The organism is Neorhizobium sp. LMR1-1-1.1, from assembly GCF_040675795.1.
Lineage (GTDB): Bacteria > Pseudomonadota > Alphaproteobacteria > Rhizobiales > Rhizobiaceae > Neorhizobium > Neorhizobium cellulosilyticum.
In genome coordinates, this window is the sequence record NZ_JBEGHE010000025.1 from 994,649 (window position 1) to 1,012,870 (window position 18,222).

Genomic DNA, 18,222 nt, shown 5'->3' on the forward strand with positions numbered 1-18,222 from the left:
GCGTTTTTGTCGCGGCAGAATTATTTCGTCCTGTCCTTGACCTTCCCATGATGGGAAGCCTTACATGCGGATGCGAAAGGATCGCATCTCATGAACCAGCACGTTGGACACCACACTTCCGGCCCCCTCGAGCCGCTGACCATTCCCGTCGAAGGCATGACCTGCGCCTCCTGCGTGCGCCGCGTCGAAACCGGCGCTGCCAAGCTGCCGGGCGTGAAGACGAGCGCGGTCAATTTCGCGACGAAGAAACTCACCGTCGAGACCGGCGAGGGGTTCGATCCGCAGGCGCTGGAAAAGGCGATCCACAAGCTCGGATATGAGGTGCCCGCCGGCGCGATGGAACATGCGCTGCGCGAGGCGGGATGGCTGGTGGATGCTGATGTGCCTGAGGTTGCCCCTCACCCTAACCCTCTCCCCGCAGGCGGGGAGAGGGGACGTGGCTCACAAAAGGTTGCGATGGGCGAAAAGGGCGCGGCATATCCCTTCTCCCCGTCAGAACGGGGAGAAGGTGGCGGTAGCCGGATGAGGGGCAGCGCCGACACCAGCGAGCATGCTCATCATCATGCATCCCACTCAGTCTCCCACGATCACCCCCACACCCACCACGGCGAAGAGACGGCCCTGAAGCGCGATCTGGCGATCGCCTTCATCTTCACCCTGCCGCTGTTCATCCTGGAAATGACCGGCCATGCCTACGCGCCGTTCCACCACTGGCTGATGGGCGCCGTCGACACCCGGAATCTCCATTATCTGTACTTCGTGCTGGCCACTGCGGTGATCTTCTGGCCCGGCCTGCGCTTCTTCAAAAAAGGCCTGCCTGCGCTTTTCCGGGGTCACCCGGAAATGAATTCGTTGGTCGCGGTCGGCGTGGCCGCCGCTTACGGCTATTCGCTGGTCACCACATTCGCACCCGGTCTGCTGCCCGAAACTGCCCGCTACGTCTATTACGAAGCCGCAACCGTCATCGTCACGCTGATCCTGTTCGGCCGTCTGATGGAGGCCCGCGCCACCGGCCGCACCGGTGCCGCGATCGAAAAGCTCGCAGGTCTGCAGGCTAAAACCGCTCGCGTCGAACGCGACGGCCACGAGATCGATATGCCCACGGCAGAAGTCGTTCCGGGCGATATCGTCGTCATCCGACCGGGCGAACGTATCCCCGTCGATGGCACGGTGCTCGACGGCCAGTCCAATATCGATGAATCGATGATTTCCGGCGAGCCGATCCCGGTGTCGAAATCCGTGGGCGCCACCGTCATCGGCGGCACGGTCAACACGACGGGTACATTGCGCTTCACCGCCGAAAAGGTCGGTCGCGACACGATGCTCGCCGGCATCATCCGCATGGTGGAACAGGCGCAAGGTGCAAAACTGCCGATCCAGGCGCTGGTCGACCGGGTGACCGCCTGGTTCGTACCGGCCGTTCTCGTTCTTGCCCTCATCACCTTCGCCCTCTGGTACATCCTCGGGCCGGAGCCGAAGATCACCCATGCGCTGATTGCGGCGGTCGCCGTGCTCATCATTGCCTGCCCCTGCGCCATGGGGCTTGCCGTGCCGGTCTCGATCGTCGTTGGCGGCGGCCGGGCCGCCGAGCTTGGCGTTCTCTTTCGCAAGGGCGATGCGCTGCAGGGTCTGCAGGATGTATCGGCCGTCGTCGTCGACAAGACCGGCACCATCACCAGGGGCCGGCCGGAACTCACCGATTTCATCGTCGCCGAAGGTTTCGATGAAGCCGAGGTTCTGGCGCTGGTCGCCGCCGTCGAGGCCCGCTCCGAACACCCGATTGCCGATGCCATCGTCAAGGCCGCAAAGACGAGGGGGCTTGAAGCTGCAAGCGCCGAAGAATTTTCGTCCGTCACCTCCTACGGCATCCGCGCCAAGGTCGGCGGCCGCGAGGTCGCAGTCGGCGCCGACCGCTACATGCAAAAACTCGGCGCTTCGGTTGAAATCTTTGCCGATGCTGCGAAACGTCTTGGCGACGAGGGCAAGACCCCGCTTTATGCCGCCGTCGATGCAAAGCTCGCCGCCATCATCGCCGTCGCCGACCCGCTGAAGCCGTCGAGCGTCGACGCCATCCGCGCCCTGAAGGCAATGGGCATCGAGGTCGTCATGGTCACCGGCGACAACCGACGCACGGCGGAAGCCATCGCCCGGCAGGTCGGAATCGGCAGGGTGGTCGCCGAGGTGCTGCCCGAGGGCAAGGTCGAGGCGGTGCATGCGCTGCGGGCCGACGGGCGAAAACTCGCCTTTGTCGGCGACGGCATCAATGACGCACCCGCACTGGCCGAGGCCGATATCGGCATTGCCATCGGCACCGGCACGGATGTGGCGATCGAAAGCGCCGATGTCGTTCTGGTCGGCGGTGAACTTACCGGCGTCGTCTCGGCAATCGCCGTCAGCCGCGCGACGATGAAAAACATCCGCCAGAACCTGTTCTGGGCCTTCGGCTACAATGTGGCGCTCATCCCTGTTGCCGCAGGCGCGCTCTATCCGGCCTTCGGCTTGACATTGTCGCCGATGATCGGTGCCGGCGCCATGGCGCTGTCTAGTGTTTTCGTGCTCGGCAATGCGCTGCGGCTGAAAACCTTCAGGGCGGAGGATGCCGCATGAATATCGGTGAAGCATCGAGCGCATCCGGCGTCTCGGCCAAGATGATCCGTTATTACGAGCAGATCGGCCTGATCGCACCGAAGGGGCGCACGGAAAGCAATTACCGGGTCTATGGCGCCGAAGAGGTGCATGTGCTGCGCTTCATCAAGCGGGCGCGCTCGCTCGGTTTTTCGCTGGAAGAGACCGAGACGCTTCTAAAGCTCTGGCAGGACAAGAGCCGCACGAGCGCCAGCGTCAAGGAAGTCGCCACGACCCATATCAACGACCTCGAACGCCGTATCGCCGAAATGCAAGGCATGGTGAAGACGCTGAAACATCTTTCCCATTGCTGCGGCGGCGACCACCGGCCGGATTGCCCGATCCTCGATGATCTAGCGGGCGAGAGCCCTGCCAAGGGCGAAAGCGTCGCATAGCCAAACACCATATCGAACACGCATAACCAAACCAGCTACCAAGGAGTTTTTCAGATGACCGCCATATTCACCGTAGCCGACATGACCTGCGGCCATTGCGAAAAGACTGTCCGCGCTGCTCTTTCCGAAGCCCTGCCGGGCGCTGCCGTCACCATCGACCTGCCGTCCCACAAGGTCACGGTAGAGGGCGACCGGGCAAAGGCCGAAGAAGCAATTCGCGAGGCTGGCTACACGCCGGAAACCGCAGCCGCCTGAGCGGCTCGAAATTGGGGACGGGACCATGAGGCAACGGATCATCGTATGTCCGTTGATCGAAAATGACGGCGCCTATCTGCTCTGCAAGATGCCCTCCGACCGGGGTGTGTTTCCGGGCCAATGGGCGCTTTCCGGCGGTGGAATGGAAGCCGGAGAAAAGATCGAGGAGGCGCTGCGGCGTGAGATCCGCGAGGAATTGGGGGAGGGACTGACGATTGCGGAAGTCACACCCTGGACTTTTCGCGATGACGTCAGGACCAAGACCTATCCGGACGGATCGACGGAGGAGATCTACATGATCTATCTCATCTTCGACTGCCGCGCAGAAAATCGCGACATCACCATCAATGACGAGTTCGAAGACTACGCCTGGGTGCAGCCCGGCAAGTTCGAAGCCTATGACCTGAACGCGGCGACGCGGGTGACGTTAAGGGCGAAGGGTTTGCTGTCGGATTGATATGTGTTTTGGCCGGTCCATGTGCACTTTGTTTGCGAATGAATAGCTGATTGGCCGGTCTGCCCGCTGCCGTCCACAATCACGGGATCCAAGAGATGTTGAGGTTCAAAGCCGAGTGGGAACGTTTTCATGGTAACACGCCCCCTATAGCCTTTATGCTGAGGGACGTTGCAGGAAAGCCATGGGTTCGTTTTCACGCATTGCCCGGCTCCGTCCGATACGCCAAAACCAGGCAAGAGCAGGACGAGATCCGGCGAAGAGCGGCTGTATTGGCAAACGAAACGCTCGAGGAGGGCTGCGATTGCTGGCTGGTTCAGTCTTGGCGTGAAGAGGATTCTAAACCCTCAAACAGCGTTTCCGATTGCGAAATCCGGTACCGTGAAGATGGCGACGAATTTCAATGGGTAAGCTCGGCATCCCGCGTCCGATGGCACGAAGACGCATTTGGCGATCTTCTGGGAGACATTGCGGAAGATCGCACCGGGCCAACGCTCTGGTTTGATGGCAAGACAGGAAGGGTCTTTGCACCTTACGATGGCGGGTTCGATCTTTTTCTGACTTCGGTGGAAGAGGTCCGCGAGTTTGAGAAGCGACATGAGGGGTGGCTATCTTCCCATCCGTCCGGCCTCTAAGAATACCTCGTCGTCGTTATTCCCACTCATCCCCAAAGAGCCTCGCCATCATGCTCACCTACCGCCCGGCGGTCCCGTCCGACGCTCAGATGATCATCGACCTGCACGTGTCGATGAGCCAGAGCGTCTACGCGCATATCCTGCCGCAAGCCTATCTGAAGGAGGTTCTTCCGGCTGAAAAGCAGGAGCTTTGGCAAACGCGATGCGCCGAGCTGCCATCTCCCGATCACCTCGTCATCATTGCCTGCAACCGGGCGGAAATCGCGGGTTTCTGCTGCTTCGTCTTCAATGAGGAAACCGAATTCGGCACCTATCTGCACAATCTCTACGTATCGCCGTTTTTCCAGGGAAAGGGCGTAGCGAAAACGATTCTCCGCGAGGCACTCTCCAGCTTCGAGAATTCGCGAAAAGACCTGCCGGTCCATCTTGTCGCCTTCGCGAAAAATATCCCGGCGACAGCCGTCTATGACCGGCTTGGCGGTTTGGTGATCGAAAGGCGGGAGGTCACACGGGCGGGCAATCCGGGCGTGGAACTGGTGCGCTATCAATGGCCCACAGCGCACGACCTTCTGGAAAAGCTTGCGGCTTGAATGATGTCGTCGGCCCATAACCGACGCATTCCGGTGCCAGACAGCCCGCCACCGAAATCCATGCAGGGAGAACCATCCGATGAACGATAGCTGTCCCGTCCTGACCCCGGTAGAGAGGCAATATATGGAGATCGACGAGAAGGCCCGGCATGCCATGATGGCCAGGATTTACAAGGCGATCGAGGATGCGACAGCGCAGGCGGCCGAAGAACTGAAATCGACCGAATGGACGGACGCGCCGCCGGCCTACGAATATTTCGTCTCGGTCGCCCACCAGAAGCTCTTCGTCCACCTCTGCGGCGGTGATCCCGAAACCTTTCAGGGCGGCGATCCCGAACTGGCCGCCCATATCCTGAAGAACGGCCAGAACATCGTCGATCATTATTTTATCGGCGCAAAAGCGGACCCCGGTGCAGATAAATCTCCGGCCTGAAGAAGCGGCCGCAGGTGGATATCAACGCCCCTGCATCACCCTTATCATGTTGGGAGTGGGCGTGCTCCAGACAGACTTCACATCTTCATAGGTGATGCGGCCGCTCGCCAATCCGCCGTGCAACCTGTTGCAGAATGTCGATTTCGCCTGCTTTTCCCGCACGTTCATCAGCTTGGCCAGGTTTTCGGTTTTTTCCGAAGACCAGTGTTTCGTCGTGCAATCGGCGATGACCTGCGCACGCACCTTGGGGCTGCCTTCAAGTGTCGTCTGCAGCGCATCATATTGAGCGCGTGTTGGCGCACAGGCACTTAAGGCAGCAACCAGCGATATTGTTGTCAAGATATTGATAAATCTCATTATATCCCTCGATTCTATAGATCGTGCGATAATCCTTCAAGCGAACGGCCGCAACATCGCCGATCACTATTTTATCGGAAAAAATCAAACCTGCTGTCGGATCGGCGATCAGCCCTACGTCTTCAATGCGAGATGGACCTGCGATCCGCCCGAAGAGGAAGAGCCGGACGCAACAGCAACGGGAGGCCTGCCATGAACAAGAACACAATCTGCCTTTGGTACAACAAGGATGCCGAGGACGCGGCGCGGTTCTACGCCGAGACGTTTCCCGACAGCGAAGTCGGCGCGGTGATCCGCGCTCCCGGTGACTATCCGGATGGCGTCGAGGGCGATGTTCTGGTCGTCGAATTCACCGTCGCCGGTGTCGCCTGTGTGGGCTTAAATGGCGGCCCCCACTTCAAGCACAATGAATCCTTCTCCTTCCAGATTTCCACCGAGAACCAGGAAGAGACCGACCGCTACTGGAACGCCATCGTCGGAAATGGCGGCGAGGAAAGCGAATGCGGTTGGTGCCGGGATCGCTGGGGCATTTCCTGGCAGATCACGCCGCGCACGTTGATGGAGGCGCTTAAAGTTGGCGGCGCAGAGGCCAAACGTGCTTTCGACGTGATGATGACGATGAAAAAGATCGACGTTGCCGCAATCGATGCTGCGCGCCGGGGTTGAGGCAGGTCTCTGTCGGCTCTGGCCCTGATTGCCGCAGGACAATATGACGTCCTGCTTTAATATCCCTTGCAATCAGGTTGGCCCGAGGAGTATGGAGCGCCCATTCCAACAGGTATCGAGACGATCCCGGTATGGCTCGGGGTCTTTTTCCCGGCTTGTTCCCGGTCGCCATCGAAAATGGCGTCGCGGAGCGCCGAAAGATCATGAAAGCAACAACGGCTTATGCCGTCGGCGGCAACGCCATTCTGGCCGGCATTCTTCTGATGTTGCTCGGCGACCTGATGTTCGCCCTGAACGATGCCATGGGCAAATGGCTTGTCGCCAGTTTTTCCGTCGGCCAGGTCCTGCTGCTACGTTCGCTCGGTGCCTTTCTGGTTCTGGGGCCGCTTTTGGCCCGCAGTTCGACAACCTCGCTTTTCAAGGTCGAAAAACCGGGCCTGCAGTTTGCCCGTGTGGTGATGGCAACTGCCGATACCGGCCTGTTCTACGCCGCCGTGGTCTATCTGCCGCTCGCCGACGTGATGACCTTCTACATGGCCGGACCGATCTATGTGGCGGCGATCTCGCATTTCTTCCTCGGAGAACGGATCGGCTGGCGGCGCTGGCTGGCGGTCCTGATCGGATTTATCGGCGTCATCATCGCGCTTCGCCCGTCGGAGGCGATGCTCTCCTGGCCATCGGTCTTCGCCCTGGTCGGTAGCCTCTCCTTCGCCCTGTCGCTTGTGCTTGGGCGCGTGCTGCGCTCGACGCCCGACGTGACGCTGGTGACCTGGCAGACACTCGGCGCCCTTGTTGCAGGCATCTTCTTCAGCGTCGGCAACTGGAGCCCGTTTACCGGCCAAGAGCTTTTCGCACTTCTGTTGCTCGGCGTCGTTTCCTGCTCGGCGCATCTGCTGATCACCCGCTCGCTCAAGCTTGCACCGGCCTCGGTTCTCGCACCGCTGCAATATACGCTGCTTTTATGGGCGATCGTTTTCGGCTGGGCCTTCTTCGGCGATTTCCCCGATGCGCAGACGCTTGTCGGTGCCGCCATCATCGTCATCGCCGGCATGTTCATCTTCCACCGCGCCAAGGTGAAAAAGGTCGAGCCCGTCGTGCCGAACAATTCCAGCCACGGGTGAGGGGTGGTAGCGGTTGCGCGAGATCGGAACATCTCGGCAGTCGCTATTGCCAGAACGGCTTTTTGCCTTCCCGTAAGGCCTCGGATCGGCTGATCCCCAGATCCCGAAGCTGTGTTTCCTCCATCTGGCGCAGCGCGCAACGCTGACGATGGCGGTCCGGCCATGTCCACCAAATGAGCCGGATCATTCTCGCGAGGCATGACATGTGTTCACGCTCCCGATAACAGGATGAAGATGCTATCAAGCGGTGTCATGAAGCAATTCGGCCGGTTGGCAGTTATGCGACTATAGGGCACCATCCAGCGATGCGATAAATGCATCGAATGCGCCGATATCGTAGCGGAGCGAGTTGGTGGTGATGGAGCCAAGCGGAAGTCCGGTTTCCGGCAGTCCCCAGCGCACACGACCCGCCAGTATTTCGCCCATCCGCGTGTACCAGCGCAGAAGCGATGGCTGCAGCTGTACATTGAGATCGAACCGGTCCCGCGATTTTGACCTGTCGCCGTCACGCTGCTGCCGGGCGATGGCGGGATCGATGGCCTTGACGAAATAGGCATCGGCGAAGCCGAGCCGCTTTTCGGCAAATGCCGCGCGGCTCGTCTCGAGTTGCAGCAGCCATTGTGATTCCGGCAGAACGCCGAGCTGAAACATGCCCCAGTTGTAGTGCAGCTTATGCGGGTCGGTGTCGCAGATGGCATGGCCGGTTGCCTCTTCCATGGCAAGCGCATCGCCCCACCGCTTGGCATTCCAGTTCGTCCAGTAACGTGCCGTCGCCAGTCCCGTCTCGGGCTGTTCCCTGCGATCGGCGGGATAACTCTCGCGGATCAGATGGGACTGTGCATGCTCCCGGCACCAGGTGGTTTTTCCCGCGGCGCTGATGCCCTCTATGACGATGATCACTGTGCCCTCCCTTGTGCTTTTCCGGTTCAGCTATCCTTCAGGCGAACCCGCTCGGTCATCTGCGTCATTGATCCGCGCCGTCAGCACATGGTCGCGCCATGCTCCGTTGATCTTGAGATAGTCCCGGGCGAGCCCTTCCACCTCGAAGCCGAGGCGCTTGAGCAGCGCGCCGCTTCTTTCATTCTCGGGAATGTAATTCGCCATCACCCGGTGCAGTCCATAGGTGTTGAACACATGCGAGATCAGCCTGTCTAGCACCTCGAACATCAGGTTCCGGCCCTGCATGTCGCGGTCGATCGAATAACCGAGATGGCAGGCCAGAAATACGCCCCGAATGACGGTGGTGAAATTCGCCACCGCGATAATCTTGCCGCCTGTCTCCAGCCTCACGACATATCGATAGGCAAAACCCTTGAGCGCCTCGGCGGCACAATCCCTTGCCCGGTCCTTCCATGCGTCGGCCGAGTGATAGCCCTCCTCGCGCAACGGTTCCCAAGGGCCGAGATGCTCGGCATTGCGCAGGTAATAGGCGGACAGATCATCCGCATCGTCGGCGCGGACGAGGGTGATGAGCGTTCGTCCCGTTCTTATCTGTTGCATCTTGCTGTCCGCAATTTTGACGCTCCGGATGGCTGGCCTGCGATCTGTGGCGTGTCGTCGCTATCGTGCCTCGCATCCGCCAAGTCAACCTTTCCCCGCGCGGCCGGCGTCTAACGCTCGCTTGGCTGGGGCAATGCACAGGATATCGGCAGCGCCGATATCCGTCTGACCAAGCACCGTAATAGAAGCGCCGCATAGGCTCCGGTGCGCACAAAAAAGCCGCCCGCACAAATCGTGCGGACGGCTTCTCCTCGTGCCTTGACAGGCGGTATTCCTAGAACTTTACACCCACGCCGACCTGGAAGACATGCTGGTTGAAATCGACATCCAGCCCGCCGATATCGCCGTTGCCGTAATCGTTGTAACGGTATTCCAGCCGGCCGAAGATGTTGTCGGTAAAGGCGTGGTCGACGCCCGCGCCGATCGTCCAGCCATGCAGGGTGTCGTCGTCGTTGAAGCCGGCAGGTCCGTTGACCTCGACATTTGTCGCAGTCCAGCCGCCAGCCGCATAAACCAGCGTGCGGTCGAAGGCGTAACCGACACGGCCGCGAACGGAACCGGAGAAGCCGCTCTCGGCATCGAAGCCGGCGCCGATGTCTTCGTTGTTCCAGTCGTAGTTCACGTCACCTTCGATACCGGCAACGAAACCGTTGGAGAACTGCCAATTATAGCCGGTAAACGCGCCGAGACGCCAGCCGTCGAAATTGTCCGAGCCGACGCCTTCGAGATCGCCATCACCCCAGCCGTAACCGGTATGAGCGCCAAGATAGAAGCCTTCCCAGGTAAACGACGGCGCCATTTCAACGGCGACCGGCGCGGTCGGGATCTGCTCAACGGCGTCTGCTGCATAGGCTGCGGTCGATGCGCTGAAAGCGGCGACGGAAGCGGCGAGAATGAAAAGACCCTTCATGGATTTTCCCTCCATAAGCATTGCGTTCTGACATGGCATGTAGGAGCGATTGCTAAAAAGGCAGTAGTAAAAATGTCACACGCTGAAAAATCGATCATTGCGTGATTATTGCTTGGTCGTTTTGCCTTTGATTTATGCGCTGGAACATTGGTCGAAATCGTAAGCGCGAATCATATTTCGCTTGGGCTGGAAAACAGAAGCGGGCCGCTCCCGCCGGCTGCCAGTGCATCACCGGGATTGCGCAAGGGGCAGGCTTTCAGCGACAGGCAACCGCAACCGATACAGCCGCTCAACTCGTCGCGCAGTCGCGTCAGCGTTTCGATCCTGGCATCGAGTTCGCCCCTCCAGCCCGCCGAAAGCCGCGCCCAGTCCTTTGCATTCGGCGTGCGCTTCTGTGGCAGGGTTTTCAGCGCTTCGGCAATCTCTTTGAGCGGCACTCCAGCCCTTTGCGCCACCCGGATGACCGCGATACGACGAAGAACATCGCGACTGTAGCGCCGGTGATTGCCGCCATTGCGCCAGCTTTCGATCAGCCCTTCCGCCTCGTAGAAATGCAGTGTCGAGATCGCCACGCCGGAGCGTTCCGCGACTTCTCCCACACTAAAACCCTGAAGCGCTTTGATCTTTTCCGATTTCGTCATTTTTGCCGTTGACCTCAACCAAGGTTGAGCTTTTACGGTGCCGATCCTGAAGAGGAAAGGCCTGTTGAAGCAGGCGCGCATGAAAAGGTACGAATGCGATGACGGAATTGATCGGGGAGCCGGATGGCCCAATGGGGGATGGAGTGACGGCTGAGTCCGAAGCCTCGGACTATGCAAGCCTGTTGCGCGGAGAAAGCGGCCGCATGCTGGCGCTGATATCGAGCGGCATCGGCCTGCATGCCTTCAACCAGTTTGCCATCGTCGCCGCCATGCCGCTTGCGGCAGCCGAACTCGGCGGGCGAGAATGGTACAGCTGGGTCTACAGCCTCTATTTCATCGGCTCGATCGCCGGCGGCACGGCGGCGGCTTCCATCCGCGACCTGCTCGGCGTGCGCAGGGCTCTCGCCCTCTCGTCTCTCTTCTTTGCCCTCGGTGGGTTGAACGCCTTTGTCGCCCCAGATTTCGGCTGGATCGTCTTCGGGCGTTTTCTGCAGGGCGTCTCCGATGGCCTGATCGTGGCGATCTGCTACAGCCTTATTCCGGCGAATTTTTCATCCTCTCTGATCGCCCGTGTCTTTGCCGTCGAAGCGACCGTCTGGGCGGTAACGGCACTGCTCGGGCCGCTGATCGGTGGGCTGATGACCGAGACGATCTCCTGGCGCTCCTCCTTCCTCGCGGTCACGCCTTTTCTCCTGACGCTGGTGTTGTTCACTTTTCTGACCGAGCCGAAGACCGGTGAGGGCAGGGCGGCAAGCTTTGCGCCGGTCTCGGTTGGGCTCTGCGTCGTCACCGCGCTGATCTTCGCGCTGTCTTCGACCAGTGGAGAGCCGATCTGGCAGGCCGCGCTTCTGGTCTTCGGCGCACTCGCGCTGCTCTCGGTCGTCACCCTTGATGGCCGTTTCGGTTCGCCGCTCTTCCCGGTCGGCACCTTCCGCTCCGGCTCGGTGCTCGGCCGCGCCTTCGTGATGCTGTTTCTGATGTCGGCCGGGCATTCTGCGGGCAGCACCTATCTGGCGCTTCTCGTCAGCGAAGTATTCCACCTTGGCCCTGCGGTTGTCGGTTATATCGTCGTCACCATGGCGCTGGTCTGGAGCGTCGTCGCCATGTTCGCCAGCCGTTACGAGGCCTTCGCATGGCGGCATGCGACCATGTGGGTCGGGCCGCTATTTCATCTGTTCGGCTTTGTCGCGCTGGCAATCGCCATCGGCCTGCAATGGCTGCCGCTGGTGATCTTCGGTCAGGTTCTGATCGGCATCGGTTTCGGCCTTGCCTGGGCCAATGTCAACGAAGCGGCGATGAGCGCTGCCGAAGGAGCGGAGCGTGATCGCGCCAGCGCGCTTCTGCCCACCATGTCGACGGCAGGATACGCGGTCGGTGCCGCCCTTTCTGGCACGATCGCCACCGCAACCGGCCTGACGGCAAGCCTTGCAACGGGAACGGCCGGCGATACTGCGGCCTGGCTTTATGGTACGGCCGCGCTGGGCGCGCTGGTCAGTTTCGTTCTCGGCTTCGGCGTGAAGCTCAAGAAAACCTGATCGTCAGGCCTTCAATGCGCCCTTCAGCGTCTCGAAAATACGCGGATCGAGCGTCTGCGAGACGTTGAAACGCATGCAGTTTCTGGCCGATTGCGACAGGCTGAAGGCATTGCCGGGCGCAAGCACGATCTGCTTCTGCAGGCAGGCGCGCGCCACCTCGGCGGCATCGGTCTCACCGGGGAGCCGGCACCATAAAAACATGCCGGATTGCGGATGCAGCACCGGCTCGATGCCGATTGCCGCGAGCTTCTTGGTCACCTCCGCCATCGCCTTGGAAAGCCGTGCCCTCAGCGTATCGAGATGCTTGCGATACCCGCCGTCCGAAAGGGCGGCATGAACCACTTCCTCGGTCATCCGTCCGCCCGCAAAGGATGTCGCGATCTTCAGGTCCGTCAGCCCTTCGATCCAGTCCGGCCGTGCCGCGATGAAACCGCAGCGCGCCGCAGCCGACAGCGTTTTCGAAAAGCTGCCGATATGGATCACCCGCTCCAGCCCGTCGAAGGCCGCAAGCCTCGGTGCCGCAACCGTCTCGAAATCGGCAAAGATATCGTCCTCCACGATCGTCAGGTCGAACTCCTCGGCGATCTTCAAAACCCGATGCGCCGTGACCGGCGAAAGCACTGCCCCGGTCGGATTGTGGATCGCCGAATTGGTGATGTAGAGCCGCGGCCGATGCTCGGAGACGGTCGCGGCAAAGGCTGCAAGATCCGGCCCGTTTGCCGTATAGGGCACGCCGATTATCTTTGCCCGATGCGCCCGCAGCAGTGCATGGAAATTGAAATAGCAGGGATCGTCGACCAGTACGGTATCGCCCGGCTCGATCAGGAAGCGGCAGAGAAGATCGATCGCCTGCGTGCCGGATTCCGTCAGCATGATCTCATCCGGCGAAGCCTCGATGCCGCGATCTCCCATCCGCCGCGAAATCAGCCTTCGCAGCGGATAAAGGCCGAGCGGCGTGCCGTAGTCAGCAAGTGATGAAGGTTCCGCGCGTGACAAGGTCCTGAGCGCCTTGCGCATCGCCTCTTCCGGAAGCCATGACGGCGGCAGCCAGCCGCAGCCGGGTTTCAAACTGTCTTCGCTGCTTTCCAGCGATTGCCGCGAGATCCAGAACGGATCGACCGCCCGGTCGAGTTTCGGCCCGGCCTCTGCCGGTGAAAAGGGCGCCGCCTGGTTGGCCACGTAAAACCCCGATCCCGGCCGCGAGACGATCGCGCCTTCCGCGACCAGCCGCTCATAGGCATCGACGACCGTCGAGGTGGAAACCGAAAGCGTAGCCGAAAGCGAACGCACCGAAGGCAGCTTCGCCCCCGGCGTCAATGTCCGCCCGGTGATCCGCTGCCGGATCACGCCCATCACCATCTCCGCCTTGGACGAGGTTGCCGACAAATCCATTTTCCAAACCTCCTGACTGTACTGCTTTATGAAGCATAACAGTTTGTCGAAATCGTATCAGACCGTTTCTGGCGTGGCCATGCTGAAAAGAGCATAACGCCGCCATTGGAATGCCTGAAACAGCGCCCACGGATTGCCCCTGTGCGGCGAGGGGAGAATGACATGGATCGCAGTCTGTCGGGTTGGCTCAACGGGTTTATCGGGGTGCTGATCTTTTCCGGTTCGCTGCCGGCCACGAGGCTGGCGGTGATCGGCTTCGACCCGCTGTTCCTGACCGTCGCCCGCGGCACGATTGCCGGTCTTTTGTCACTTCTGCTGCTCCTGGCTTTCCGGCAAAAACGGCCGCAAAGCAGCGAGATCTTTTCTCTCGTCATCGTCGCACTTGGCTGCGTCGTCGGTTTCCCGCTGCTGACGGCACTGGCGCTGCAACATATCTCGTCGGCCCATTCGGTCGTCTTCATCGGGCTTCTGCCGCTCGCCACCGCCATCTTCGGCGTCATTCGCGGCGGTGAACGCCCCAAGCTCGCTTTCTGGGTCTTCGCTGTTCTCGGCAGCCTGCTCGTCACCGGTTTTGCGCTGGCGCAGGGCGGAACAGTTGCTTCGATCGGCCTGTCATTCGGTGACTGGCTGATGCTGGCGGCAATCATCGTCTGCGGCCTCGGTTATGCGGAAGGTGCGGCATTGTCGAAGCGGCTGGGCGGCTGGCAGGTTATCTGCTGGGCGCTGGTCATCTCGCTGCCGGTCATGTTGGTCGGCGCGCTGGCGCTGATGCCGGTGACATTTGCAGGCGTCGGCGGCGCTGCCTATGCGGGCCTCGCCTATGTCTCGCTCTTTTCGATGCTGATCGGCTTCATCTTCTGGTATCGCGGCCTCGCCCAGGGCGGCACGGCGACAGTCGGCCAACTGCAGCTCATCCAGCCGTTTTTCGGCTTGGCGCTGGCGGCGCTCCTGCTCGGCGAGCAGGTAACGTCCTCGATGTTCATCGTCACCCTCGGCGTCATCCTCTGCGTCGCCGCGGCCAAGAGGTTTGCTCGGTAGGGTTACAGGCGTCCCGCAAGGATTTCGTCGCTGATATTTTGGCCTCGACGGAATACACCGACGATCACGACGCTATCGCCCCTTACGACAAATGCGAGGCTGATGCTGTGCCGATAGCCGATGATTCTTAATCCTGGAATTCGGCCACTGCGTACCGTCCCTCTTTCGGGAAAGGTCTCCAGTGCTCGAATAAAGGCGATCAAGCCGGCAAAGAAACGGTCGGCAATTGGCAAGCCTGCCGCAGCAGCTATCTCAGCATAAATTCTATTGAGATCGAGTGTCGCATCGGAAAGATAGACGATGCGATGCCCCATTGTTTATTCGGCCTTTTTGGCGTTGCTTATCCGCATGGCCTCGAAACGGGCATGTACTTCTTCTGCGGGAATGGCCCGAGAAGGATCCTTCAGATATGCCTCATAGCGAGCGGGAAGCTCTTCCTCGATCCAGCGCTCCAAGACACTTTCATCCTCAAGCAGCCTCAGCCCGGCGCGCACCACGTCGGCGGCATCCGCATAGTGTCCCGTTTCCAGCTGTTTGCGGACGAGTTCTTCGTCGTCTTTTCCGAGCGCAACGTTGAGCATGGCTCCACCCTTTCGTTCCCGCCAATATGGGCCAGCTTTAAGGAGACAGCAAGAAAAACGGCGCGCCCCACCCGGAGACGCGCCGCATAAAAGCCCTTATCAGGCTTCCTCGAAATTGAGCCTTAAAGCGTCGCGCCCAGCTTGCGCAGGTCGGCGAGGATCGGGGCCTTGGGCAGCCAGATCTTGTCGTATTCGGCAATCACCTTGCCGGCGTCTGCCACCTGAACATCCTTGACTGCGATGACCTTGCCGAACTCGTCGAGCAGCTTGGCTTCGTTGGCGACGGTCGCATCGATCTGGGCGTCGAGCGCTTCCTTGGTCAGCTTGGTGATCAGTTCGCGGTCGGCGGCCGGCACGTCTTTCCAGACGCGGCCGGAAGCGAGCGCCACGCAGGGCATGAAGATCGCGTTCATCTTCAGCATCGTCTTCGAAACCTTGTCGAAGCGCTGGTTCCAAGAGAAGTCGAGATCGGCCTCGAGCCCGTCTACCTGGCCGTTCGACATCGCATCGAACACCTGCGGCGTCGGGATCGGGGTCGGCGCGGTGCCGAGCAGCTGGTAGAAATCGCGATAGGCCGGCGTCGTATTGATGCGCAGCTTCATGCCGTTCAGGTCGTTGATGCCGCCGATCTCCTTGGCAGTGAAGACGACGCGCATCGTGGTGATACCCCAGGCAAGACCCAGCGTACCGGTTTCCTTCGGCAGCACGTCGAGCATTTTCATCGCCAGCGGATCGCGCACCAGCTTCGCCACCTTTGCGGTGGAATCGACGACGTAAGGCGCGTTGATCGCCGCGATCGAGGGAATGCGCGAACCGAGTTCGGCGGTCATGATCCAGCCGAAATCGAGCGAACCGGCCTGCATCTGCTGCATCATCACGGCTTCGGTGCCGAGCTGGTTGGCCGGGAAGACGGCGAGGTCGAGACGGCCCTTGGTCTCAGCCTTCAGCATCTCGCCCACCTTCAGCGCCGCATTGTTCCACGGATGGCCGGGCGGCGTGGTGATGCCGAGACGGAAGGTTTTGGCCTCCTGTGCCCTGAGCACGTTCGGCATCGAGAGCGTGCCGGCGGCAACGGCGCCGGCTGCCGCCATCGTCGAGTTGCGGAGGAATGATCTGCGGGAAATTGTCATGGTCTAATCCTCTGGAGTTTTATTGTTGTGGTTGCGGTTACTTGACGAAGAAGGTCGACAGGATCGGGAAGATCGAAAGCAGCACGAGCAGCACGCAGGAGGCGAAGAAGAAGGGCAGGGTGACGATGAACATCTTGCCCGGTTTCGCCCCCGTCACCGCCGAGGCGACGAAGAAGCACAGACCGACCGGTGGCGACAGGAAGCCGAGCACCAGGTTGACGGTAACGACGACGCCGAAATGGATCGGGTCGATGCCATAGACCTCGGTCGCGATCGGCAGCAGGATCGGTACCGTCATGATCAGCCCGGGCGCGCCATCGATCACGGTGCCGATGACGAGCAGGATGACGTTGACGAGAAGCATGAAGGTGATCGGGTCGGATGCGATCGTCTGCACCCAGGCGGCGACATTCTGCGGCACCATGCCGTAGACCAGTACCCAGGAGAACACGGCCGCGGCCGCGACCAAGAGGAGCACGACGGCGGAATAGATGCCGGCCTTCAACAGCATCATCGGCAGGTCGGAGAATTTCAGGTCGCCGATCCAGTAGCGCCCGACGAGAACCGCAGCGACCACGCCGACGGCAGCCGCTTCCGTCGCATTGGCAATGCCCGCCATGATCGAGCCGACGATGATGATCGGGATCGACAGCGTCGGCAGCGCGCCGAGCACGATCTTGACACGCTGTTTCAGCGTCATCACATCGCCGCGCGGATAATCGTAACAGAACCAGCCCATGCCGGCGATGACGACGCAGAAGATCGCGGTCAGAAGAATGCCGGGCAGCATGCCGGCCGTCAGCATGTCGCTCACCGGCACCTGCGCAAGAACGGAATAGACGACGAACATGATCGATGGCGGAATGATCGGCCCGAGCATGCCGGCGTAAGCTGTTAGCCCCGCCGCAAAGGTCTTGTCATAGCCCTTCTTTTCCATCTCCGGCACCATCATCTGCGCCATGATGGCGACCTGGGCGGTGGCCGAGCCGAGGATCGACGAGACGAACATATTGGCGAGCAGGTTCACATAGGCGAGCCCGCCCTTCATCGAACCGACAAAGGCCATGGTCATGTTGATGATGCGGCGGGTAATGCCGCCGCCATTCATCACTTCGCCGATCAGCACGAAAAGCGGAATGGAGATCAGGCCGTAATTGTCGACCCCGCCGAAAAGCTGAACCGGAAAGCTGGCGAACAGAAGCGTGTTTCCGGTCGCCCAGATATAGACGGCGGCCGCCATGCACAGGCAAAGGCCGATCGGCACGCCGACCAGCATGAAGAAGGTGAAAAATGCGGTTGTGACCATCAGTTGACCCCTTCCGCATTGGCGAATGCAAGCCGCTGTCTTTTGGGAGCGAACTTCATCTCTTCAAGCAGATTGGCGGCGGTATGGATCGTCATGGTGACGGCAAACAGCGGCACGACGAGGCTGATCGCCCAGACCGGCCAGTTCAGCGTCTGGGTGTATTCGGTATAGAGGAAGTTGAAGCTCTCACCGGCATATTCCTTGGCGTCGAATCCTGCGGCTGCGATGCCGATCGGGTCCATCCAGTTCCAGCACATCACGCCGAGCCCGATGGAAAACAGCATCGCGAGAAAGGTCGCGAAGGCCTGCAGCCGCTCGGCATTCTTCTTCTGCAGCTTGTCGCTGATCAGCGTCACGGCAAAATCGAGCCGCAGGCGGGTGAGCGCCGAACCGCCGATGAAGGTGAGCCAGACCATGGCGTAAACCGCCGCCTCATCCACCCAATAGAGCGGCATGCCGCCATAACGGGTGACGACATTGAGCAGGATGAGGAAAAGCACGAGTGCCATGAAAAATCCGACGAGGAGCTTTTCCACGGCAAGCACGCCTTCCGACAGTCCGATGATTGCGCGTGCGGCAAGGGGAGGCGAACCGGGCGGCAGCCCGTTCTCCGTCAAGGCAGTCGTCATTATTTCAGTTCCCTCTTTGTTGGGTATAA

General features: G+C 60.4%; 23 protein-coding genes. 11 read left to right on the plus strand and 12 right to left on the minus strand.

The features are described from left to right. The first annotated feature begins 90 nt into the window (after positions 1–90). The 7 genes from MRBLMR1_RS17930 (at position 91) to MRBLMR1_RS17960 (ending at position 5,387) form a co-directional block, all read left to right on the plus strand. Positions 91–2,607, plus strand: coding sequence for a heavy metal translocating P-type ATPase (locus MRBLMR1_RS17930; protein WP_148143908.1), 2,517 nt, complete (start codon positions 91–93; stop codon positions 2,605–2,607). After that, complete coding sequence (cueR, locus tag MRBLMR1_RS17935; protein ID WP_148143907.1) at positions 2,604–3,020, plus strand: Cu(I)-responsive transcriptional regulator; 417 nt, start codon at positions 2,604–2,606, stop codon at positions 3,018–3,020. The genes MRBLMR1_RS17930 and cueR overlap by 4 nt, the downstream gene beginning before the upstream one ends. Positions 3,021–3,074: 54 nt before the next feature. Beyond that, positions 3,075–3,275: a heavy-metal-associated domain-containing protein gene (locus MRBLMR1_RS17940; RefSeq protein ID WP_183684993.1), complete on the plus strand. Its 201-nt coding sequence runs from the start codon at positions 3,075–3,077 to the stop codon at positions 3,273–3,275. A gap of 25 nt (positions 3,276–3,300) precedes the next feature. Beyond that, positions 3,301–3,732 carry a nucleoside triphosphatase NudI gene (nudI, locus tag MRBLMR1_RS17945; RefSeq protein ID WP_148143905.1) on the plus strand — a complete coding sequence of 144 codons (432 nt, stop codon included), beginning with the start codon at positions 3,301–3,303 and terminating at the stop codon, positions 3,730–3,732. A 50-nt stretch (positions 3,733–3,782) separates the two neighbouring features. Beyond that, positions 3,783–4,364 (plus strand): DUF3885 domain-containing protein, encoded by a 582-nt coding sequence (locus tag MRBLMR1_RS17950; protein WP_148143904.1) that lies wholly within the window; start codon positions 3,783–3,785, stop codon positions 4,362–4,364. A gap of 50 nt (positions 4,365–4,414) precedes the next feature. Continuing rightward, a complete protein-coding gene (locus MRBLMR1_RS17955) occupies positions 4,415–4,954 on the plus strand; it encodes a GNAT family N-acetyltransferase (protein WP_148143903.1) in 540 nt (179 codons plus the stop codon). 79 nt (positions 4,955–5,033) lie between these two features. Then, complete coding sequence (locus MRBLMR1_RS17960) at positions 5,034–5,387, plus strand: hypothetical protein (protein WP_148143902.1); 354 nt, start codon at positions 5,034–5,036, stop codon at positions 5,385–5,387. A 21-nt stretch (positions 5,388–5,408) separates the two neighbouring features. Here MRBLMR1_RS17960 and MRBLMR1_RS17965 read toward each other — a convergent pair whose 3' ends face one another. Then, positions 5,409–5,726, minus strand: coding sequence for a hypothetical protein (locus MRBLMR1_RS17965; RefSeq protein WP_500065445.1), 318 nt, complete (start codon positions 5,724–5,726; stop codon positions 5,409–5,411). Between the two features lie 210 nt (positions 5,727–5,936). Here MRBLMR1_RS17965 and MRBLMR1_RS17970 point away from each other — a divergent pair, with 210 nt between their 5' ends. Then, a complete protein-coding gene (locus tag MRBLMR1_RS17970) occupies positions 5,937–6,410 on the plus strand; it encodes a VOC family protein (protein WP_148143900.1) in 474 nt (157 codons plus the stop codon). A gap of 203 nt (positions 6,411–6,613) precedes the next feature. Further along, positions 6,614–7,531, plus strand: coding sequence for a DMT family transporter (locus MRBLMR1_RS17975; protein WP_148144092.1), 918 nt, complete (start codon positions 6,614–6,616; stop codon positions 7,529–7,531). Between the two features lie 43 nt (positions 7,532–7,574). Here MRBLMR1_RS17975 and MRBLMR1_RS17980 read toward each other — a convergent pair whose 3' ends face one another. The 5 genes from MRBLMR1_RS17980 to soxR all read right to left on the minus strand — a co-directional run bounded on the left by MRBLMR1_RS17980 (position 7,575) and on the right by soxR (position 10,582). Further along, the gene (locus tag MRBLMR1_RS17980) at positions 7,575–7,736 is read right to left on the minus strand and encodes a YjiS-like domain-containing protein (protein ID WP_148143899.1); all 162 of its coding nucleotides are present in this window, start codon (positions 7,734–7,736) and stop codon (positions 7,575–7,577) included. An 80-nt stretch (positions 7,737–7,816) separates the two neighbouring features. Beyond that, positions 7,817–8,431 carry a hypothetical protein gene (locus MRBLMR1_RS17985; RefSeq protein WP_148143898.1) on the minus strand — a complete coding sequence of 205 codons (615 nt, stop codon included), beginning with the start codon at positions 8,429–8,431 and terminating at the stop codon, positions 7,817–7,819. 30 nt (positions 8,432–8,461) lie between these two features. Then, entirely contained in the window at positions 8,462–9,031 is a 570-nt protein-coding gene (locus MRBLMR1_RS17990) for a GNAT family N-acetyltransferase (RefSeq protein WP_148143897.1), read from the minus strand. A 274-nt stretch (positions 9,032–9,305) separates the two neighbouring features. Next, a complete protein-coding gene (locus MRBLMR1_RS17995) occupies positions 9,306–9,941 on the minus strand; it encodes an outer membrane protein (protein ID WP_148143896.1) in 636 nt (211 codons plus the stop codon). Between the two features lie 170 nt (positions 9,942–10,111). Next, a complete protein-coding gene (gene soxR, locus MRBLMR1_RS18000) occupies positions 10,112–10,582 on the minus strand; it encodes a redox-sensitive transcriptional activator SoxR (RefSeq protein WP_148143895.1) in 471 nt (156 codons plus the stop codon). A 98-nt stretch (positions 10,583–10,680) separates the two neighbouring features. On the opposite strand from soxR, the gene MRBLMR1_RS18005 reads away from it, so the two are divergent. Next, the gene (locus tag MRBLMR1_RS18005) at positions 10,681–12,117 is read left to right on the plus strand and encodes an MFS transporter (RefSeq protein ID WP_148143894.1); all 1,437 of its coding nucleotides are present in this window, start codon (positions 10,681–10,683) and stop codon (positions 12,115–12,117) included. Between the two features lie 3 nt (positions 12,118–12,120). On the opposite strand, the gene MRBLMR1_RS18010 is transcribed toward MRBLMR1_RS18005, so the two are convergent. Further along, positions 12,121–13,509: an aminotransferase-like domain-containing protein gene (locus tag MRBLMR1_RS18010; protein ID WP_500065450.1), complete on the minus strand. Its 1,389-nt coding sequence runs from the start codon at positions 13,507–13,509 to the stop codon at positions 12,121–12,123. 162 nt (positions 13,510–13,671) lie between these two features. Between MRBLMR1_RS18010 and MRBLMR1_RS18015 the strand changes: the two genes are divergently transcribed. Continuing rightward, positions 13,672–14,547 (plus strand): DMT family transporter, encoded by an 876-nt coding sequence (locus MRBLMR1_RS18015; RefSeq protein WP_148143892.1) that lies wholly within the window; start codon positions 13,672–13,674, stop codon positions 14,545–14,547. Between the two features lie 2 nt (positions 14,548–14,549). Here MRBLMR1_RS18015 and MRBLMR1_RS18020 read toward each other — a convergent pair whose 3' ends face one another. The 5 genes from MRBLMR1_RS18020 to MRBLMR1_RS18040 all read right to left on the minus strand — a co-directional run bounded on the left by MRBLMR1_RS18020 (position 14,550) and on the right by MRBLMR1_RS18040 (position 18,193). Beyond that, positions 14,550–14,861, minus strand: a complete 312-nt coding sequence (locus MRBLMR1_RS18020) for a type II toxin-antitoxin system RelE/ParE family toxin (RefSeq protein WP_148143891.1) — start codon at positions 14,859–14,861, stop codon at positions 14,550–14,552. Positions 14,862–14,864: 3 nt separating this feature from the next. Further along, positions 14,865–15,128 (minus strand): type II toxin-antitoxin system ParD family antitoxin, encoded by a 264-nt coding sequence (locus tag MRBLMR1_RS18025; RefSeq protein ID WP_148143890.1) that lies wholly within the window; start codon positions 15,126–15,128, stop codon positions 14,865–14,867. Between the two features lie 122 nt (positions 15,129–15,250). Then, complete coding sequence (locus MRBLMR1_RS18030) at positions 15,251–16,258, minus strand: TRAP transporter substrate-binding protein (RefSeq protein WP_148143889.1); 1,008 nt, start codon at positions 16,256–16,258, stop codon at positions 15,251–15,253. 37 nt (positions 16,259–16,295) lie between these two features. Next, entirely contained in the window at positions 16,296–17,564 is a 1,269-nt protein-coding gene (locus MRBLMR1_RS18035) for a TRAP transporter large permease (RefSeq protein ID WP_148143888.1), read from the minus strand. After that, the gene (locus tag MRBLMR1_RS18040) at positions 17,564–18,193 is read right to left on the minus strand and encodes a TRAP transporter small permease subunit (protein ID WP_148143887.1); all 630 of its coding nucleotides are present in this window, start codon (positions 18,191–18,193) and stop codon (positions 17,564–17,566) included. Before MRBLMR1_RS18040 ends, MRBLMR1_RS18035 begins: the two co-directional genes overlap by 1 nt. Positions 18,194–18,222 lie beyond the last annotated feature (29 nt).

What these genes read in the sequence shown, in the direction of transcription:
- MRBLMR1_RS17930 (WP_148143908.1), top strand. Translation starts at nt 91, where the DNA reads ATGAACCAGCACGTTGGACACCACACTTCCGGCCCCCTCGAGCCGCTG.
- cueR (WP_148143907.1), top strand. Translation starts at nt 2,604, where the DNA reads ATGAATATCGGTGAAGCATCGAGCGCATCCGGCGTCTCGGCCAAGATG.
- MRBLMR1_RS17940 (WP_183684993.1), top strand. Translation starts at nt 3,075, where the DNA reads ATGACCGCCATATTCACCGTAGCCGACATGACCTGCGGCCATTGCGAA.
- nudI (WP_148143905.1), top strand. Translation starts at nt 3,301, where the DNA reads ATGAGGCAACGGATCATCGTATGTCCGTTGATCGAAAATGACGGCGCC.
- MRBLMR1_RS17955 (WP_148143903.1), top strand. Translation starts at nt 4,415, where the DNA reads ATGCTCACCTACCGCCCGGCGGTCCCGTCCGACGCTCAGATGATCATC.
- MRBLMR1_RS17960 (WP_148143902.1), top strand. Translation starts at nt 5,034, where the DNA reads ATGAACGATAGCTGTCCCGTCCTGACCCCGGTAGAGAGGCAATATATG.
- MRBLMR1_RS17970 (WP_148143900.1), top strand. Translation starts at nt 5,937, where the DNA reads ATGAACAAGAACACAATCTGCCTTTGGTACAACAAGGATGCCGAGGAC.
- MRBLMR1_RS17975 (WP_148144092.1), top strand. Translation starts at nt 6,614, where the DNA reads ATGAAAGCAACAACGGCTTATGCCGTCGGCGGCAACGCCATTCTGGCC.
- MRBLMR1_RS17980 (WP_148143899.1), bottom strand. Translation starts at nt 7,736, where the DNA reads ATGTCATGCCTCGCGAGAATGATCCGGCTCATTTGGTGGACATGGCCG.
- MRBLMR1_RS17990 (WP_148143897.1), bottom strand. Translation starts at nt 9,031, where the DNA reads ATGCAACAGATAAGAACGGGACGAACGCTCATCACCCTCGTCCGCGCC.
- MRBLMR1_RS17995 (WP_148143896.1), bottom strand. Translation starts at nt 9,941, where the DNA reads ATGAAGGGTCTTTTCATTCTCGCCGCTTCCGTCGCCGCTTTCAGCGCA.
- soxR (WP_148143895.1), bottom strand. Translation starts at nt 10,582, where the DNA reads ATGACGAAATCGGAAAAGATCAAAGCGCTTCAGGGTTTTAGTGTGGGA.
- MRBLMR1_RS18005 (WP_148143894.1), top strand. Translation starts at nt 10,681, where the DNA reads ATGACGGAATTGATCGGGGAGCCGGATGGCCCAATGGGGGATGGAGTG.
- MRBLMR1_RS18010 (WP_500065450.1), bottom strand. Translation starts at nt 13,509, where the DNA reads ATGGATTTGTCGGCAACCTCGTCCAAGGCGGAGATGGTGATGGGCGTG.
- MRBLMR1_RS18015 (WP_148143892.1), top strand. Translation starts at nt 13,672, where the DNA reads ATGGATCGCAGTCTGTCGGGTTGGCTCAACGGGTTTATCGGGGTGCTG.
- MRBLMR1_RS18020 (WP_148143891.1), bottom strand. Translation starts at nt 14,861, where the DNA reads ATGGGGCATCGCATCGTCTATCTTTCCGATGCGACACTCGATCTCAAT.
- MRBLMR1_RS18025 (WP_148143890.1), bottom strand. Translation starts at nt 15,128, where the DNA reads ATGCTCAACGTTGCGCTCGGAAAAGACGACGAAGAACTCGTCCGCAAA.
- MRBLMR1_RS18030 (WP_148143889.1), bottom strand. Translation starts at nt 16,258, where the DNA reads ATGACAATTTCCCGCAGATCATTCCTCCGCAACTCGACGATGGCGGCA.
- MRBLMR1_RS18035 (WP_148143888.1), bottom strand. Translation starts at nt 17,564, where the DNA reads ATGGTCACAACCGCATTTTTCACCTTCTTCATGCTGGTCGGCGTGCCG.
- MRBLMR1_RS18040 (WP_148143887.1), bottom strand. Translation starts at nt 18,193, where the DNA reads ATGACGACTGCCTTGACGGAGAACGGGCTGCCGCCCGGTTCGCCTCCC.